This is a genomic window from Massilia sp. Root351 (assembly GCF_001425045.1).
Taxonomy (GTDB): domain Bacteria; phylum Pseudomonadota; class Gammaproteobacteria; order Burkholderiales; family Burkholderiaceae_D; genus Rugamonas.
The window spans coordinates 727,107-744,038 of record NZ_LMDJ01000012.1; the positions used below are offsets into that span (position 1 = coordinate 727,107).

At 63.4% G+C, this 16,932-nt stretch carries 15 protein-coding genes; 8 read left to right on the forward strand and 7 right to left on the reverse strand.

What is annotated here, in order from left to right; translation table 11 throughout:
- The first annotated feature begins 4 nt into the window (after positions 1–4).
- The 4 genes from ASD15_RS16245 to ASD15_RS16260 all read left to right on the forward strand — a co-directional run bounded on the left by ASD15_RS16245 (position 5) and on the right by ASD15_RS16260 (position 4,922).
- The gene (locus tag ASD15_RS16245; protein ID WP_057155968.1) at positions 5–868 is read left to right on the forward strand and encodes an MBL fold metallo-hydrolase; all 864 of its coding nucleotides are present in this window, start codon (positions 5–7) and stop codon (positions 866–868) included.
- Between the two features lie 117 nt (positions 869–985).
- Entirely contained in the window at positions 986–2,284 is a 1,299-nt protein-coding gene (locus ASD15_RS16250; protein ID WP_057155969.1) for a leucine-rich repeat-containing protein kinase family protein, read from the forward strand.
- Positions 2,285–2,317: 33 nt separating this feature from the next.
- Positions 2,318–2,698, forward strand: a complete 381-nt coding sequence (locus tag ASD15_RS16255; protein ID WP_082551871.1) for a BlaI/MecI/CopY family transcriptional regulator — start codon at positions 2,318–2,320, stop codon at positions 2,696–2,698.
- Positions 2,699–2,855: 157 nt separating this feature from the next.
- Positions 2,856–4,922 carry a bifunctional diguanylate cyclase/phosphodiesterase gene (locus tag ASD15_RS16260; RefSeq protein ID WP_057155970.1) on the forward strand — a complete coding sequence of 689 codons (2,067 nt, stop codon included), beginning with the start codon at positions 2,856–2,858 and terminating at the stop codon, positions 4,920–4,922.
- 203 nt (positions 4,923–5,125) lie between these two features.
- Here the strand turns inward: ASD15_RS16260 and gltA are convergent, their stop codons facing one another.
- The 7 genes from gltA to ASD15_RS16295 all read right to left on the reverse strand — a co-directional run bounded on the left by gltA (position 5,126) and on the right by ASD15_RS16295 (position 11,159).
- A complete protein-coding gene (gltA, locus tag ASD15_RS16265) occupies positions 5,126–6,427 on the reverse strand; it encodes a citrate synthase (protein WP_057155971.1) in 1,302 nt (433 codons plus the stop codon).
- A gap of 99 nt (positions 6,428–6,526) precedes the next feature.
- A complete protein-coding gene (locus tag ASD15_RS16270) occupies positions 6,527–6,799 on the reverse strand; it encodes a succinate dehydrogenase assembly factor 2 (RefSeq protein WP_373888185.1) in 273 nt (90 codons plus the stop codon).
- A gap of 10 nt (positions 6,800–6,809) precedes the next feature.
- Entirely contained in the window at positions 6,810–7,520 is a 711-nt protein-coding gene (locus ASD15_RS16275; RefSeq protein WP_057155973.1) for a succinate dehydrogenase iron-sulfur subunit, read from the reverse strand.
- Between the two features lie 15 nt (positions 7,521–7,535).
- Positions 7,536–9,314, reverse strand: coding sequence for a succinate dehydrogenase flavoprotein subunit (sdhA, locus tag ASD15_RS16280; RefSeq protein WP_057155974.1), 1,779 nt, complete (start codon positions 9,312–9,314; stop codon positions 7,536–7,538).
- 2 nt (positions 9,315–9,316) lie between these two features.
- Entirely contained in the window at positions 9,317–9,682 is a 366-nt protein-coding gene (gene sdhD, locus ASD15_RS16285) for a succinate dehydrogenase, hydrophobic membrane anchor protein (protein ID WP_057155975.1), read from the reverse strand.
- 1 nt (position 9,683) lies between these two features.
- Complete coding sequence (gene sdhC, locus ASD15_RS16290) at positions 9,684–10,106, reverse strand: succinate dehydrogenase, cytochrome b556 subunit (RefSeq protein ID WP_057155976.1); 423 nt, start codon at positions 10,104–10,106, stop codon at positions 9,684–9,686.
- A 207-nt stretch (positions 10,107–10,313) separates the two neighbouring features.
- Positions 10,314–11,159, reverse strand: a complete 846-nt coding sequence (locus ASD15_RS16295; RefSeq protein WP_057155977.1) for a GntR family transcriptional regulator — start codon at positions 11,157–11,159, stop codon at positions 10,314–10,316.
- A gap of 289 nt (positions 11,160–11,448) precedes the next feature.
- On the opposite strand from ASD15_RS16295, the gene ASD15_RS16300 reads away from it, so the two are divergent.
- The 4 genes from ASD15_RS16300 to acnA all read left to right on the forward strand — a co-directional run bounded on the left by ASD15_RS16300 (position 11,449) and on the right by acnA (position 16,876).
- On the forward strand, positions 11,449–12,438 hold the full coding sequence (locus ASD15_RS16300) for a malate dehydrogenase (protein ID WP_057155978.1): 990 nt from the start codon (positions 11,449–11,451) through the stop codon (positions 12,436–12,438).
- Between the two features lie 159 nt (positions 12,439–12,597).
- Positions 12,598–13,599 carry a CoA ester lyase gene (locus ASD15_RS16305; RefSeq protein ID WP_057155979.1) on the forward strand — a complete coding sequence of 334 codons (1,002 nt, stop codon included), beginning with the start codon at positions 12,598–12,600 and terminating at the stop codon, positions 13,597–13,599.
- Positions 13,599–14,105, forward strand: coding sequence for a hypothetical protein (locus ASD15_RS16310; RefSeq protein ID WP_057155980.1), 507 nt, complete (start codon positions 13,599–13,601; stop codon positions 14,103–14,105). The genes ASD15_RS16305 and ASD15_RS16310 overlap by 1 nt, the downstream gene beginning before the upstream one ends.
- Positions 14,106–14,167: 62 nt before the next feature.
- Positions 14,168–16,876 carry an aconitate hydratase AcnA gene (gene acnA, locus ASD15_RS16315; protein WP_057155981.1) on the forward strand — a complete coding sequence of 903 codons (2,709 nt, stop codon included), beginning with the start codon at positions 14,168–14,170 and terminating at the stop codon, positions 16,874–16,876.
- The last annotated feature ends 56 nt before the right edge of the window (positions 16,877–16,932 follow it).

The window sequence follows — 16,932 nt, forward strand, 5'->3', positions numbered from 1 at the left end:
CACCATGATCAAGCAGACCATCGCCGCCACCGCCATCGCGACCGCAAGCGCCGCCGTTTCCGCCGCGCCATTAACGCTGGAGGTATTCAATCCGGGCGAAGCCGCCATTTTCCCGGTTGCCTCCGTGCTGGTAAAAGGCCAGCAGGACGCGGTATTAATCGATGCCCAGTTTTCACGTGGCGAAGCGCAAAAACTGGTGCAGCAGATTAAAGCCAGCGGCAAGCGCCTGACCACCGTTTATGTCAGCCACGGCGATCCGGATTTCTATTTCGGCCTGGACGTGATTAAAGCCGCCTTCCCCGACGCGAAGATTATCGCCACGCCCGGCACCATAGCCGCCATGGAGAAAAAGGCCGCAGCCAAGGTTGCATATTGGGGCCCCATCCTGAAACAGCATGCCCCGCAATCCATTGTCATGCCGCAAGCGCTGCAGGGCGATACGATTAAACTGGAAGGCGAAAGCCTGAAAATCGAAGGCTTGACAGGCGCCACGCCCGACCGGACTTTCGTCTGGATACCTGCGATTAAAGCGGTGGCCGGCGGCGTTGTATTATTTAACGGCTTGCACGTCTGGACCGCCGATACGCAAACCGTTGAATCACGCAAGCAGTGGCTTTCCACGCTGGACCGCATCGCTGCACTGAAACCGGCGACAGTCGTGCCCGGCCATTTCGCGCCCGGCGTAGCAATGACCCCGGACAGCATAGCTTACACGGCGGATTATTTGCGCAAGTTCGAAACCGCCATTTCCCAATCCGCCGACTCCGCCGCATTAATCGCAGCAATGAAAACCGCCTACCCTGCCGCTGGCCTGGAAAGCGCCCTGGCCATCAGCGCCAAGGTCGCCAAAGGGGAGATGAAGTGGTGATTTGACGCAGTTCGTGCCAGCTTCTGGCTTGATCATGCCAGAGCTGTGCATGGACCGGCGTGCCGGGCCAGGCGCCGAGGTGGTAAACTCGGCGTTTCACCTGCACGAGTGCACCACATGCAAACCCTGGAACAGCTGCGCGCCGGCGAATTGCACGGCGCCAGGCGCCTGAAACTGGCCTGCGGCCTGACTGAATTCCCCACTGAGATTTTTGACCTGGCCGATACGCTGGAGATTCTCGATCTGTCCGGCAACGCCCTCTCCTCGCTGCCTGCCGATTTGCCGCGCCTTGCCCGCCTCCAGATTATCTTTTGCTCGAACAATCAATTTGCCGAACTGCCGGAAATATTAGGCGCTTGCCCGGAACTGCGCATGGTCGGATTCAAGGCCAACCGAATCAATTCAATTTCCTGCCACGCGCTGCCTGCGAAACTGCGCTGGCTGATATTGACGGATAATCGGATCGCCGATTTACCGTCCGAACTGGGCAACCGGCCTTTGCAGAAATTGATGCTGGCGGGGAATCAATTGCGCACGCTGCCTGCGACTATGGCCGCTTGCACCACATTGGAACTGCTGCGTATTTCGGCCAACAATTTTTCCGCGCTCCCGCCATGGCTGCTGGCATTGCCGCGCCTGAGCTGGCTCGCCTATGCCGGCAATCCTTTCAGCGCCGGGGCCGAAAAGGAAGCGGAAGATAATCCGATTGCGCACATCCCCTGGAATCAACTGGCATTGGAGAATAGGCTCGGCGAAGGGGCCTCGGGCCAGATCTATCGTGCGACGCACCTCGGCAAACCCGTTGCCGTCAAACTCTATAAAAGCGCGCTCACCAGCGATGGCTTGCCGGACTGCGAAATGGCGGCCTGTATCCGCGCCGGCACGCACCCGAGCCTGGTGCCGGTGCTGGGCAAGGTGCCCGATCACCCGCAAGGAATCGCGGCCCTGGTGATGCCGCTGATCGCCCCCGAATTCACCAACCTGGCCGGCCCGCCCAGCTTCGACAGTTGCACGCGCGACGTCTACCCGGCCGACCAGCGTTTCCTCCTGGGCCACGCGCTCGGCATCGCCCAGGGCGTGGCCGCGTCCGCGCGCCATTTGCACGCGCGCGGCATCATGCACGGCGACCTGTACGGGCACAACGTGCTGCATTGCGGCGAAGGATCTGCCCTGCTGGGCGACTTCGGCGCGGCCAGCTTCCATGAGCCCGGTTCGCCGCTGGCTGGCGCCCTGGAACGTCTCGAAGTCCGCGCTTTCGGCTGCCTGCTCGAGGAACTGCTGCAGCGCTGCGATGGCGCCGTGCCGGAGCAGCTGGCCCGGTTGCGGGATGACTGCCTGCAGCCCGCGCCGGCGCTCCGGCCGCCGTTCCACGAGATCGCGCAGCGCCTGCAATCGCTACCGGACAATCACTACTAGACAATCCGTTCTAGATATTTTATTCTAGACCGCATGACGACCACCGCCCCACCCAAACCGACCGCCTCCGAACTGGAGATGCTGCGCCTGCTGTATGCGCTCGGCCCGGCCACCGCCAAGCAAGTGCATGCCGCCGCCCTTGAAACGCGGCCGGACATGAACTACGCCACCGTGCTGCGCCTGTTGCAGGTAATGCACACCAAGGGCCTGCTGGCGCGCGACGAGAACCAGCGCGCCCACATCTACGCGCCGGTGCAGGAACAGGAATCGGTGCAGACCAGCCTGCTGAAAGAGCTGATCCAGAAAGCCTTCTCCGGTTCCGGCAAGGCCCTGGTGCTGGCGGCACTGCGGGGCGGCCACGTCACGCCGCAAGAACGCCAGGAAATCCAGGACTTGCTGGACAAGGAAGACTAGGCGTCACCGCAACACCCCCAGGCCGGATTTGCGAAAGCGTGCGCCATCGGGCTCTGCCTGAGCTAAACTACCTTATTGCAAGAGACTCAGGCCCAGGCTCGCCGGCAGCCCGGCCGCCCACATTGCCGGCCAACAATAACAAGGCAATGGGGGCGATATGAACAATGGCGGGCAGGTGGCGGCCCAAAAGGTCGCCGCCGCTTCCTTGCACGACGTGATCGAGCTGCTGGCCGATGCGTTCTACGTGCTTGACGACGCGGGGCAGTTTGTACTCTGGAACCATCGCGTCGAACTGGCCACCGGCCTGGCGCCGCAGCTCTTGCGGTCGATCCACATGCTGGACCTGTTCCATCCCGACGACCGGCCCGCTGTGTCGCGCGCCTTCTGCAGCGCACTCCAGGACGACGCCCCGGTCCACATCGAAGCCCGCCTGCTGTGCGGCGCCGCCGTCCTGCCCTACCTGTTCTGCGCCGCCCGCATGCAGGCGGCCGGCGGCAACTACCTGCTCGGCACCGCCGTCAACCTGTCCCACCTGCAGCAACGCGGCGAACTGGCGGAGCTGCGCGACCGGGCCTTGCACGCGGCCAACAACGGCATCGTCATCACGCGCAGCAGCGGCAAGGACAATCTCATTGAATACGTCAACCCGGCGTTCGAGCGCATCACCGGCTACAGCCGCGAGGAAATGCTGGGACAGGATTCCCGCTTCATGGCCGCCGACGAGCAGGATGCGGCGCAGCGCGCCGAACTCGCTGCCGCGATCGCGGCCAACCGGCCCGTCACGGTGGTGCTGCACAATGTGCGCAAGAACGGCGAACGGTTCTGGAACCGGCTGTCGGTGACGCCGGTGTCCGACGTCCAGGGCCACGTGACGCACTTCATCGGCATCATCGAGGACATCACCGAGCTGAAGGAGCGCACCGCCCAGCTGGAGTATCAGGTCACGCACGACCCGCTGACCGGCGTGGCCAACCGCACCTTGCTGCGCGACCGCCTGGAACATGCGCTGCACGCGGCGCGCCGCAGCGGCCACCTGGTGGCGGTGGTGCTGCTCGATCTGAACAAGTTCAAGGAAATCAACGACACCATGGGCCACGACGCCGGCGACCACGTGCTGTGCATGGTGGCGCAGCGCCTGCAGTCCGCGCTGCGCGACAGCGACACGGTGGCCCGCCTGGGGGGCGACGAGTTCGTGCTGGTACTGGCCGAACAGCCCTCGCTGCGCTTCACGCTGCGCATGATAGAACGCATCCGCGCCGCCCTGGCCGACGAACTGCAATTCGAAACCCAAAGCCTGCCGGTCGGCGCCAGCATGGGTGTGGCGGTCTACCCCAACGACGGCGACAGCTTCAGCGTGCTGCTGCGCGCTGCGGACGCCGCCATGTACAAGAGCAAGAGCGGCAGCCCGAACGCGGTGCACTTCCACTCGCCCGACATGGCCAGCGCCTCGGAGGCGCGGCGCCGCATGGAGCAGGCGCTGCGCGACGCGCTCACTGGCGACAGCCTGTATCTGAAATACCAGCCCAATGTGTGCGTGCAGACCGGGCGCGTGGTGGGCGTGGAAGCGCTGCTGCGCTGGCGCCATCCGCAGCTGGGCGAACTGCTGCCGGCCATGTTCCTGAACGAAGCCGAGGAGAACGGCCTGATCGTGCCGCTGGGACGGCGCGTGCTGGAGGAAGTCTGCGCCACCATCAAGCGGCTGCACCAGCTGGGCTACGCCGGCCTGCCGGTCACGATGAACGCCTCCTACCGCGAATTCGGCCAGCGCGACTACCTGCCGCACATTGCGCGCACGCTGGCGCACCACGGCATCGAGCCGGCCAGCCTGGAACTGGAACTGCGCGAAACGCAGCTGATGCGCAATCCGGACGTGGCGCGGCGCCTCAGCGCGGGGGTGCATGAAATGGGCTTGCGGATGGCGATGGACGAATTCGGCGGCGGCGCCTCCAACCTGACCTGCTTGCGCGCTTTGCGGCTGGACCAGCTGAAGATGGCGCCGGCCCCGGTGCGCGAGATCGGCGCGCAAGGACTCAGCGGCGCCCTGGCCAAGACCATGCTCGACATCGGCCGCAACCTGGAAATCAAGGTGGTGGCCACCGGCGTGGAAACCCGCGCCCAGCGCGACTTCCTGGCCCAGCACGGCTGCGCGGGCATGCAAGGGCATTACGTCAGCCAGCCCCTGACGCGCCCCAACTTCGAACAGTGGTTGCAGCGCCGCGCATGACCTGTGGACTGCTTGCCACGTTGCGTGCGTGCCGTGGAATCCGGTTTTGCGATAGTGCGGATGGGATCGGGCGGACACGGCATTGAACACCAGCCTGTCCGCATACTTTTGCAGCCTGCGCCGCGTCAAGCCCCGCGGTCGCGACCGGACATAAAAAAAGCGGGCCGAAGCCCGCTTTCTGTTGTGCTGCTACCGGCCGGCGATTAACGCTTGTCCAGCGGCGGCACGTCGCGGTTGGTAGCGCCGACGAACAGCTGGCGCGGACGGCCGATCTTCTGCTCTGGATCGGCAATCATTTCGTTCCACTGCGCGATCCAGCCGATGGTACGGGCCATGGCGAAGATACCGGTGAACAGCGACACTGGGATGCCCAGCGCGGACTGCACGATGCCCGAGTAGAAGTCCACGTTCGGGTACAGCTTGCGCGACACGAAGTATTCGTCGTTCAGTGCAATCTTTTCCAGTTCCATGGCCAGCTTGAACAGCGGGTCGTCCTGCAGGCCCAGCTCTTCCAGCACTTCGTGGCAGGTTTCGCGCATCAGCTTGGCGCGCGGGTCGAAGTTCTTGTACACGCGGTGACCGAAGCCCATCAGCTTGACGCCGGAGTTCTTGTCTTTCACTTGCGCGATGAAGGCAGGGATGTTCTCGACCGAGCCGATTTCCTTCAGCATGGTCAGTGCCGCTTCGTTGGCGCCGCCGTGGGCAGGGCCCCACAGGCAGGCGATACCGGCAGCGATACAGGCGAACGGGTTGGCGCCCGACGAACCGGCCAGGCGGACGGTCGAGGTCGATGCGTTCTGCTCATGGTCCGCGTGCAGGATCAGGATGCGGTCCAGCGCGCGCACCAGCACGTCGTTGACCTTGTATTCTTCGCAAGGATTGCCGAACATCATGCGCATGAAGTTGGCGCTGTACGACAGGTCGTTGCGCGGGTACACGAACGGCTGGCCGATCGAGTATTTGTAGGCCATGGCGACCAGGGTCGGCATCTTGGCGATCAGGCGGATGGCCGATACTTCACGGTGCTTGGCATCGTTGATGTCCAGCGAGTCGTGGTAGAACGAGGCCAGCGCGCCGACGGTGCCGACCAGCACCGACATCGGGTGCGCGTCGCGGCGGAAGCCGCGGAAGAAGAATTGCATCTGCTCGTGGACCATGGTGTGCTTGGTCACGGTGTCGACGAATTTGGCCTTCTGCTCGACATTCGGCAGTTCGCCGTTCAGCAGCAGGTAGCACGACTCCATGAAGTCGGCGTTCACGGCCAGCTGTTCGATCGGGTAGCCGCGGTACTGCAGCTCGCCCTTGTCGCCGTCGATGTAGGTGATCGACGAGTTGCACGCTGCGGTGGACATGAAGCCCGGGTCGTAGGTGAACTTGCCGGTGCCGGCGTACAGTTTGCGGATGTCGATGACGTCCGGGCCGACCGTGCCCTTGTAGATAGGGAACTCGACCGATGGGCTGCCGTCAGAGAACGACAGTGTAGCTTTGTTGTCAGAGATGTTCATGGACTCTTCCTTCTTGGAGAGATGCGGCTTATAAAAAAAACTTCTAAACTTCCGGCGGCGCGGGCGGCCCGCCCAGCATATGGGCCGCCCTGGCGCAGATCAGGCGAGACGCAGACGTTGCAGCAGTGCGCGCACATGCGGCAGATCGATCTCGCCTTCCGGCTCTGCGCGAGCCAGCACCAGATCCATCAGCGCATTGTCCGACAAGTCGAGGAGCCGCGTGAACGCGTCCACTTCCTCGTCGGTCAATTCAGTTTCATGCGCATCGAGGAAACGAGTCAGGATGATATCGTTTTCCAGCAAACCCCGGCGTGCGCGCCAGCGCAGGCGCGCACGGTTTGCCGGGTCGGCCTGATGCGCAGGCTTTTCCATGTCGCTCATATCAAATCGAGCGGCGAACCATCAGTTCCTTGATCTTGCCGATCGCCTTGTTCGGGTTCAGGCCTTTAGGGCAGACGTCGACGCAATTCATGATCGAGTGGCAGCGGAACAGGCGGTACGGGTCTTCCAGGTTGTCCAGGCGCTGGCCGGTCGCTTCGTCGCGCGAGTCGGCGATGAAGCGGTAGGCTTGCAGCAGGCCGGCAGGACCGACGAACTTGTCCGGATTCCACCAGAACGACGGGCACGAGGTCGAGCAGCACGCGCACAGGATGCATTCGTACAGGCCGTCGAGTTCTTCGCGTTCGGCAGGCGACTGCAGGCGCTCTTTCTCCGGCGGGATCGAATCGTTGATCAGGAACGGCTTGATCGAATCGTACTGCTTGAAGAACTGGGTCATATCGACGATCAGGTCGCGGATCACCGGCAGGCCTGGCAGAGGACGCAGCACGATAGGCTCGGTCAGCTCGTTCAGGTTGGTGGTGCAGGCCAGGCCGTTCTTGCCGTTGATGTTCATGGCGTCCGAACCGCACACGCCTTCGCGGCACGAGCGGCGCAGGGCCAGCGAGTCATCGACGTCGGACTTGATGCGCTGCAGCGCGTCCAGCAGCATCTTGTCGGTGTCTTTCAGTTCAACCGTCAGGTCCTGCATGTACGGCTTGGCATCCTGGTCCGGATCGTAGCGGTAAATCTTGAATTTGAGAGTGCGTGGCATGGTAATGAGCCCTACTTAGAAAGTACGTGGTTTCGGCTTGAAGGTATCGACCGTCAGCGGCTTGGTGACGACAGCCTTGTATTCCAGGCGGTTGCCTTCCGAATACCACAGGGTGTGCTTCATCCAGTTGTCGTCGTCGCGGTTCGGGAAATCGCTGTGCGCGTGGGCGCCGCGCGATTCCTTGCGCGCTACTGCCGAAGTGATGGTCGCTTTCGCCGTTTCGATCAGGTTGTCCAGTTCCAGCGCTTCCACGCGGGCGGTGTTGAACACCTTGGACTTGTCCTTGAACGACACGTGCTTGCGGCGCTCGTCGAGCACCATGATTTCCTTGGCGCCCTGGGTCAGCAGGTCGTCGGTACGGAACACGCCGCAGTACTTCTGCATCGTGGCGCGGATGTCGTTGGCGACGCCCTGCACTTTTTCCGAGCCGGTCGAGGTTTCCAGCTTGTTCAGGCGGCCCATTGCGAAGTCGGCGGCGTCCTTCGGCAGAGGCTTGTTCTCTTTCTGCTTCAGGTTCTGCGCCACCACGTGGTTGCCGGCCGCGCGGCCGAACACCACCAGGTCGAGCAGCGAGTTGGTGCCCAGGCGGTTGGCGCCGTGCACCGATACGCAGGCGCATTCGCCGATCGCGTACAGGCCGTTGACCACTTTCTGGCTGCCGTCGCCGTTCGGCGTGACCACCTGGCCGTGGATGTTGGTCGGGATGCCGCCCATCTGGTAGTGGATGGTCGGTACGACCGGGATCGGCTCCTTGGTGGCGTCCACGTTGGCGAACTTGTGGCCGATTTCCAGGATCGACGGCAGGCGCTTGGCGATGGTGTCGGCGCCGATATGGCGCAGGTCCAGCATCACGTGGTCCTTGTTCGGACCGCAGCCGCGGCCTTCCTTGATCTCCTGGTCCATCGAGCGCGACACGAAGTCGCGCGGCGCCAGATCCTTCAGGGTCGGCGCATAGCGCTCCATGAAGCGTTCGCCTTCCGAGTTGATCAGGATACCGCCTTCGCCGCGCACGCCTTCGGTGATCAGCACGCCCGCGCCGGCCACGCCGGTCGGGTGGAACTGCCAGAATTCCATGTCCTGCAGCGGCAGGCCGGCACGCGCCGCCATGCCCATGCCGTCACCGGTGTTGATGAAGGCGTTGGTCGATGCGGCGAAGATGCGGCCTGCGCCGCCGGTGGCGAAGATGGTGGTCTTCGCTTCCAGGATCATGCATTCGCCGGTTTCCATTTCCAGTGCCACCACGCCCACCACGTCGCCTTCGGCGTCGCGGATGATGTCGAGCGCCATCCACTCCACGAAGAAGTGGGTGCGGGCGCGCACATTGCGCTGGTACAGCGTGTGCAGCAGCGCGTGGCCGGTGCGGTCGGCCGCGGCGCAGGCGCGCTGCACGGCTTTTTCACCGAAGTTGGCGGTGTGGCCGCCGAACGGACGCTGGTAGATGGTGCCGTCCGGATTGCGGTCGAACGGCATGCCGAAGTGTTCCAGCTCGTACACGACCTTCGGTGCTTCGCGGCACATGAATTCAATCGCGTCCTGGTCGCCCAGGTAGTCGCCGCCCTTGACGGTGTCGAACATGTGCCAGAACCAGTTGTCCTCGGCCATGTTGCCCAGCGAGGCGCCGATGCCGCCCTGCGCCGCCACGGTGTGCGAGCGGGTCGGGAACACTTTCGACAGCACGGCCACGTTCAGGCCGGCTTCCGCCAGTTGCAGGGAGGCGCGCATGCCGGAACCGCCGGCGCCGACGATGACCGCGTCAAAGCGGCGGGTAGGGATTGCAGATTTGATTGCTGCCACGATTACACACTCCAGAGTATTTGTACCGACCAGACGGCGCAGCCAACCAGCCAGCCGATGGTGATGATTTGCAGCGTCAGACGGAGGCCCACGGCTTTCACGTAGTCCATCCAGATGTCGCGCACGCCTACCCATGCGTGGTAGAACAGGCCGAACAGGGTCACGGCGGTAAACAGCTTGAACCACTGCTGGGCGAACAGGCCGGCCCAGCCTTCGTAGGAGAAGTTGCTGCCGGTGAGGAAGCAGATCAGCAGCACGGCGGTGTAGATCACCATCAGTACCGCGGTCACGCGCTGGGCCAGCCAGTCGCGCATGCCGTAGCCGGCGCCGACGACCAGGCGCTTAGGTCCGATATTGTTGTTTGCCATGTCAGAATACTCCAAACAGTTTCAGTGCGACCAGGGCGGTCAGCGCCAGGCTGATGACCAGCACAGTGGCTGCCGACTTGCGCGCCGAGTCTTTATCCAGGCCCACGTGGGTGTCCATGATCAGGTGGCGTACGCCAGCGCAGAAATGCTGCATGTAGCCCCATACCAGCGCCAGGATCACCAGCTTGACGAACCAATGCGACGCGATGCCCTTGAAATGCTCGAAAGAGATCTCAGATAGCAGGCTCTTCTCCAGCAGGTACAGCACCACGGGCAGCAGCGCGAACATCAGGAAACCGGAAATGCGGTGCAGGATGGACACTACGCCGGCCAGCGGCAGGCGGTAGTTGGACAATTCAGTGACGTGGATATTGCGAAATTGCGGCCGTTCTTTTTTTGGTGCTTCTCTTACGGCTTCTGACATGACGAGACCTCCCTATACGTGATGCTAAATTTGTGAGACTGCGATTTTCGCCGATTTTCGCAGTCCAGACCAATATGTATTGTTACATATAACCAAAATTATGTTTTGTCGTAGCCAGCCTTTGCAAAATATGCAAGGTAGCGTGTTGTTAGCGCAACATGGCCCGACCGGCGTCCGGGCAGCGCGTCTCCCTTATTTGGTCACTGCCTAGTTCAAGTCATTCTGGTAATGATGCCGTTCGGTCGAATAGAGGCCACGGCGCAGCTCCACCGGCTTGTCGCCGTAGGTGAAGGACACGCGTTCGGCCATCAGCAAGGGTGTGCCTTGCGCGACCTGCAGCAGTGCGGCAGCGCCCTCGTCGGCGCTGCAGGCACGGATTTTCTCGGCGGCGCGGATCATGCGGGTGCCGAACTCGGATTCGAACAGGCCGTACATCGGCCCCTTGTACTCGACCAGCCGCTCGGCGGTCAGTCCCTTGAAGATCAGCCCGGGCAGCCACAGCTCCTCGACGATGGTGGGCATGCCGTCGAAGGACTGCACGCGCTTGATGAACACCACGGCGTCGCCGGACTTGAGCTCCAGCAGGCGCGCCACGTCGGCCGGCGCGCGGGTGCGCTTGACTTCAATGAACTTCGATTCTGGGTAGTGCGGCACGCCCTCGTCGGGCATCAGGCGCAGGAAACGGAAATGGGCGCGCGCCTCGTGGTGGGTGGACACAAAGGTGCCCTTGCCCTGCTTGCGCATCACCAGGTTTTCCGCCGCCAGCTCGTCGATGGCCTTGCGCACCGTGCCCTGGCTCACCTTGAAGCGCGCCGCCAGCTCCACTTCGCTCGGGATCAGCTCGCCCGGCTTCCACTCGCCCGATTGCAGGCTTTGCGTGATCAGGGCCTTGATCTGCTGGTACAGCGGGGAGAAGGTGGGCGAGGGAGCGGCCGATGGGGCTGCGGCGGGCGCTGCGGACGGGGCAGCGGAGGCTGCCGGCGCCGGCGTCGGGCTGACCGTGCCGCTCGCGGCGGCGCCATTGTTGGTCAGATTGGACGAGGCGGAATTCATAGACCCGGATTTCACCACAAAAGCCCGATCCCGTCCAGCAAAACCCGACAACTTATCTGTCTTATATAAGACATAAGATATGATTGACAGAAGCGACATACCAGCCTACACTCGGCGGCGATGTCCCTCTTGGCCTTCGCGCGCCCGCGCGCGCCGGAACAAGAAGAGCATAGTCGCTGTACCGGTCAAAGGCAATCAATAAACCCGGCCGGTTTTGGTATCATTACAGTTTTCCGCAAGCGTAGGCCCAGCTTCAAGATCGTTTTCTATTCCACTTTGGAGATTCATCATGGCTAAAACCCCAATGCGTGTTGCCGTTACCGGCGCCGCCGGCCAGATCGGCTATTCCCTGCTGTTCCGCATCGCCAACGGCGACATGCTGGGCAAAGACCAGCCGGTCATTCTGCAACTGCTTGAAATCGCTGACGAAAAAGCGCAAAAAGCGCTCAAAGGCGTCATGATGGAAATCGACGACTGCGCATTCCCGCTGCTGGCCGGCATGAGCGCCCACTCCGACCCGATGACCGCCTTCAAGGACGCCGACGTGGCCCTGCTGGTGGGCGCACGCCCACGCGGCCCGGGCATGGAACGCAAGGACCTGCTGGAAGCGAACGCGCAGATCTTCACCGTGCAGGGCAAGGCGCTGGACGCGGTCGCTTCGCGCAACGTGAAAGTGCTGGTGGTGGGCAACCCGGCCAACACCAACGCCTACATCGCCATGAAATCGGCGCCGTCGCTGCCGGCCAAGAACTTCACCGCCATGCTGCGCCTGGACCACAACCGCGCGCTGTCGCAAGTGGCCGCCAAGACCGGCACCCAGGTGAAAGACATCGAGAAGCTGTGCGTCTGGGGCAACCACTCGCCAACCATGTACGCCGACTACCGCTTCGCCACCGTTGACGGCAAATCCGTCAAAGAGCTGATCAACGACCAGGAATGGAACGCCAACACCTTCCTGCCGACCGTGGGCAAGCGCGGCGCCGCCATCATCGAAGCGCGCGGCCTGTCGTCGGCTGCTTCGGCCGCCAACGCCGCCATCGACCACGTGCGCGACTGGGTACTGGGCACCAACGGCAAGTGGACCACCATGGGCATCCCATCGGACGGCTCCTACGGCATCCCGGAAGGCACCATGTTCGGTTTCCCTGTGACCACCGCGAACGGCGAATACACCATCGTTCAAGGCCTGGAAATCGACGCTTTCTCGCAAGAGCGCATCAACATCACGCTGAAGGAACTGACCGAAGAGCGTGAAGGCGTGAAACACCTGCTGCCATAACCGGCCAGCCTGGCTATGGAACCGGTTAAGCCGACCATACGCCGCACCCGCCGCACTGCCGAGAGCAGTGCGGCGGTTCCGTCTGCGCCCGCCGCAGCACCCGCTTCCCCCGCAGCAAGCCCTTCTGCACCTTCCGCACCAACAACTCCTACTTCCCGCATGCATCCATCCGAGGTTTTATTCCAGGGCACGCGCCAGCCGCTGCTTTTGCCGGCCTGCGACCACTACGCCGGCTCCGAAAAGCTGATGCGCAAATCGATTGCCTTGCAACAAGAACTTGGCCCCCTGTTCGACATCACCTTCGACTGCGAAGACGGCGCCTCCGCCGGCAACGAGGAAGCGCATGCGCGCCTGGTGGCCGCATTGCTGCTCAGCGAAGACAACAAGTTCAACCGCGTCGGCGCGCGCGTGCACGACCTGCACAGCCCGCACTTCGAGCGCGACGTCGACATCATCTGCGGCGCGGCCGCGCACAAGCTGGCCTACGTGGTGCTGCCCAAGCCGGACAGCGTGCAGCAGGTCATGCGCGCCATCGACGTCATCAACGCCTACGCGCAGAAAGCCGGCCGCACCAACCTGCCGGTGCACGTGCTGATCGAAACCCACGGCGCGCTGCACGACGTGTACGCCATTGCCGCCCTGCCCCAGGTCGAGTGCCTGTCGTTCGGCATCATGGACTTCGTGTCCGGCCACTACGGCGCCGTGCCGGGCAACGCCATGCGCACGCCGGGCCAGTTCACGCATCCGCTGGTGGTGCGCGCCAAGCTGGAGATTGCCGCCGCCTGCCACGCGCACGGCAAGGTGCCCTCGCATAACGTGACCACCGAAATCAAGGACCCCGCCGTGGTGGCCAACGACGCCCAGCGCGCCGCCGCCGAGTTCGGCTACACGCGCATGTGGAGCATCCACCCGAACCAGATCAAGCCGGTGATCAAGGCCTTCACGCCGCGCCTGTCCGAAGTCAACGAAGCCACCCACATCCTGCAGGACGCCGAACGCGCCCAGTGGGGTCCGATCTCGCAAAACGGCCGCCTGCACGACCGCGCCAGCTACCGCTACTACTGGACCGTGCTGCAGCGCGCGCGCCTGGCGGGCCTGGCCCTGCCGGAAGCGGCGGCCGCCCTCATCACCCCTGTCGAACCCGCAACGGAAGGCAAGTAATGTCCATCTCCAAACTATTCGTGGCCTGCAGCTTCGCGCTCGGCTCGCTCTCGCTGTGCCTGGCGCCCGCCGCCCAGGCCGAAGTCAACACCGTCGCCAAGAAGACCGCCAAGGGCGCCAAGAAAGCGGCCAAGCCGTCCGAAACGGGCGCCGCCCCGCCGGTGTCGCCGGAAGACGCGGAAGAAGCCGCCGAACCGGGCGTGGAAGGCTCGGCCGTGGTCGACTTCCACTGCGAGCTGGGCAACAAGATCACCATCTACCAGAACGCCGGCGACGACAACTTCATCGCCCTGCGCTGGAAGAAGCGCCTGCACCGCCTGAAACGCGTGGGCACCACCACCGGCGCGCTGCGCTTCGAAAACAAGCTGTATGGCCTGATCTGGATCGGCATTCCCGCCAAGGGCATGCTGCTGGACTCCAAGCAGAACCGCCAGCTGGCCAACGAATGCCGCAACGCCGAGCAGCTGCAGCCGGCAGCGGCTACCGAACCGGCGGCGCAAGGCTGAGTTTTTAGTCCAAGGCAGTACTCGTAAATTAATAACAGACGATACCCACTGAAGGAGAGGTCATGTCCCGCAACACACTGAACACGCTGAAGGATTTCAACATTGCTGGCAAGAAGGGGAAGTTCTACTCCCTGCCGGCGCTGGAAAAGAGCCTGGGCATCAACGTCTCCCGCCTGCCGGTATCGATCCGCGTGGTGCTGGAGTCCGTCCTGCGCAACTGCGACGGTAAGAAGGTCACCGAAGAGCACGTCAAACAGCTGGCCGGCTGGGGCGCGACCGCAGAACGCACCGACGAGATTCCATTCGTTGTGGCCCGCGTGGTGCTGCAGGACTTCACCGGCGTGCCGCTGCTGGCCGACCTGGCCGCGATGCGCAACGTGGCCTCGAAAATGGGCGTCAACCCGAAGAAGATCGAGCCGCTGGTGCCGGTTGACCTGGTGGTCGACCACTCCGTCACCATCGACCACTTCCGCGAGCCGAAGGCGCTGGACCTGAACATGAAGCTGGAATTCTCGCGCAACAATGAGCGCTACCAGTTCATGAAGTGGGGCATGCAAGCTTTCGACACCTTCGGCGTGGTGCCGCCGGGCTTCGGCATCGTGCACCAGGTGAACCTGGAGTATCTGGCGCGCGGCGTGCACAAGGCCGCCGACGGCGTGTACTACCCGGACACCCTGGTGGGCACCGACTCGCACACCACCATGATCAACGGCATCGGCGTGGTGGGCTGGGGCGTGGGCGGCATCGAGGCGGAAGCCGGCATGCTGGGCCAGCCGGTCTACTTCCTGACCCCGGACGTGATCGGCGTAAACCTGACCGGCGCGCTGCGCGAAGGCTGCACCGCGACCGACCTGGTGCTGACCATCACCGAACTGCTGCGCAAGGAGAAAGTGGTGGGCAAATTCGTCGAGTTCTTCGGCGAAGGCACCGAGACGCTGTCGCTGACCGACCGCGCCACCATCGCCAACATGGCCCCGGAATACGGCGCCACCATGGGCTTCTTCCCGGTCGACGACGCCACCATCGACTACTTCAAGGGCACCGGCCGCACCAAGGCCGAGATCGACGCCTTCGAAGCCTACTTCAAGGCCCAGAACCTGTTCGGCGTGCCGAAAGCGGGCGAAATCGACTACACCCGCGTGGTGGCGCTGGACCTGACCAGCGTGACGCCATCCCTGGCCGGTCCCAAGCGCCCGCAGGACCGCATCGAAATCGGCAACGTGAAGAACAACTTCACCGAACTGTTCTCGAAACCGACCACCGAAAACGGCTTCAACAAGAATCCGGCCGATCTGACCTGCGAATACACCACGTCGAACGGCGTCAAGGTGCACAACGGCGACGTGCTCATTGCCGCCATCACCTCCTGCACCAACACCTCGAACCCGTCGGTACTGCTGGCGGCCGGCTTGCTGGCCAAGAAGGCGGTGGAAGCCGGCCTGACCGTGGCGCCGCACATCAAGACCTCGCTGGCCCCCGGCTCGCGCGTGGTGACCGAGTACCTGACCGCCGCCGGCCTGCTGCCCTACCTGGAACAACTGGGCTTCGGCGTCACCGCCTATGGCTGCACCACCTGCATCGGCAACGCCGGCGACCTGACGCCGGAACTGAACGCGGCCATCGCCACCCACGACATCGTGGCCTCGGCCGTGCTGTCGGGCAACCGCAACTTCGAAGCGCGCATCCACCCCAACATCCGCTCCAACTTCCTGGCCTCGCCGCCGCTGGTGGTGGCCTACGCCATCGCCGGCAACATGACGCGCGACCTGATGACCGAACCGGTCGGCAAGGGCAAGGACGGCAAGGACGTGTACCTGGGCGACATCTGGCCGACCTCGCAGGAAATCGGCAAGCTGATGAAGTTCGCCATGAACTCGAAAGTGTTCAAGGACAATTACGCCGACGTCAAGGGCGCACCGGGCGAGCTGTGGGAAGCCGTGTCGACCACCGAAGGCCAGGTCTACAACTGGCCTGACTCGACCTACATCGCCGAGCCGCCGTTCTTCGACGGCTTCGAGATGACCCCGAAAGCGGCCGCCTCCGGCATCACCGGCGCGCGCGCACTGGGCGTGTTCGGCGACTCGATCACCACCGACCACATCTCCCCGGCCGGCTCGATCAAGGAAGACGGCCCGGCCGGCAAATGGCTGAAGGACAACGGCGTGCTGAAAGCCGACTTCAACTCCTACGGTTCGCGCCGCGGCAACCACGAGATCATGATGCGCGGCACCTTCGCCAACGTGCGCATCAAGAACAAGATGATCCCGGCCAAGGCGGACGGTTCGGCGGTGGAAGGCGGCATCACCATCCACCAGCCATCGGGCGAACAGCTGTCGATCTACGACGCGGCCATGAAGTACGTGGCCGAAGGCACCCCGACCATGATTTTCGGCGGCGAAGAGTACGGCACCGGCTCCTCGCGCGACTGGGCCGCCAAGGGCACCCAGCTGCTGGGCGTGAAGGCCGTGATCACCCGCTCGTTCGAGCGCATCCACCGCTCCAACCTGGTCGGCATGGGCGTGCTGCCGCTGCAATTCATCGGCACCGATTCGGTTGAATCGCTGGGCATCACCGGCAAGGAAGTGTACGACCTGAAGGGCCTGGAAGGCGAGATCAAGCCGCAGCAACTGGCCACCCTGGTGATCCACCGCGCCGACGGCTCGTCGCAGGAAGTCAAGGTCCTGCTGCGCATCGACACGCCGATCGAGGTGGACTACTACAAGCACGGCGGCATCCTGCCGTTCGTGCTGCGCCAGCTGCTGGCCGCGTAACCGGCCCGCCCTGCTGTCAAAAACGCCGGATTCGTCCGGCGTTTTTTATTTGGGCC